Source organism: Lysobacter sp. ESA13C, from assembly GCF_019970005.1.
Taxonomy (GTDB): Bacteria; Pseudomonadota; Gammaproteobacteria; order Xanthomonadales; family Xanthomonadaceae; genus Lysobacter; species Lysobacter antibioticus_B.
On sequence record NZ_JAHXYK010000049.1, the window covers coordinates 1 to 300 of the forward strand.

The 300-nt window shown below is 68.0% G+C and carries 1 protein-coding gene; it reads left to right on the forward strand.

Annotated features, from left to right (window positions below):
• Nucleotides 1–300 (forward strand): hypothetical protein (locus LC490_RS24640; RefSeq protein WP_223621910.1); only part of this gene is annotated, 300 nt, incomplete at both ends.

The following is a 300-nucleotide window of genomic DNA, read 5'->3' on the forward strand; positions in this document are numbered from 1 at the left end:
GTCCGACCACGATCACCGGTGTGAGCGGCACGGCGACGGTGACCAATGCCCCGGTCAGCGCCGGCGTCTACACCCTGACCGAAGCTTCGGTGGCCGGTTACACCGCCGGCGCCTGGAGCTGCACCGCGGGCACGCTGTCGGGCAACAGCCTGACGCTGGCCAATGGCGTGAGTGCGACTTGTACGATCGTCAACGACGACCAGGCGGCGACGCTGACCCTGGTCAAGACGGTGACCAACGACAACGGCGGCACCGCGACGATCAGCGACTTCCCGCTGACTGCGACCGGTCCGACCACGA